This is a genomic window from Micromonospora sp. DSM 43699 (assembly GCF_055517075.1).
Map to the genome: position 1 here is coordinate 1 of NZ_JBTMMT010000273.1, position 386 is coordinate 386.

Below are 386 nucleotides of genomic sequence, written 5' to 3' on the forward strand. Positions count from 1 at the left end.
GGGCCACGCCGATCTGTTCGGCATCGCGGCTCAGTACAAGTTCTGATCGCGTAACCCGCGGTAGCGTCATCCGAAAGCCCCGCTCTGGCGGGGCTTTCTTTTTGTCCGCGCGAAAGCCGCGAGCGGGACAGCGCTTGACCAAATTAGTTAGGAGTCCTAATAATATGGTCATGAGCGATCCCGCTTACCACCTGCGCCAAACCGCCCTGGGCCTGGAGCGTCTGGCCGGGCTGCTGCGCGCGCAGCAGTGGCGCGAGCCGGACGAGCACGCGTTGCATCCGGCGCAGCGCGCGCTGCTGGAGCTGCTGGGCGAGGACAAGCGCGGCTGGCGCGTGGGCGAATTGGCGCAGCGGCTGGGGGTCAGCGCGGCCAGCGCCAGCCGCGCT

The 386-nt window shown here is 67.6% G+C and carries 1 protein-coding gene; it reads left to right on the plus strand.

The features are described 5' to 3' along the window. Positions 1 to 170 precede the first annotated feature (170 nt). The coding region (locus tag AC0AIB_RS31605) for a helix-turn-helix domain-containing protein (protein ID WP_465098143.1) at positions 171 to 386 on the plus strand (216 nt) is incomplete at its 3' end.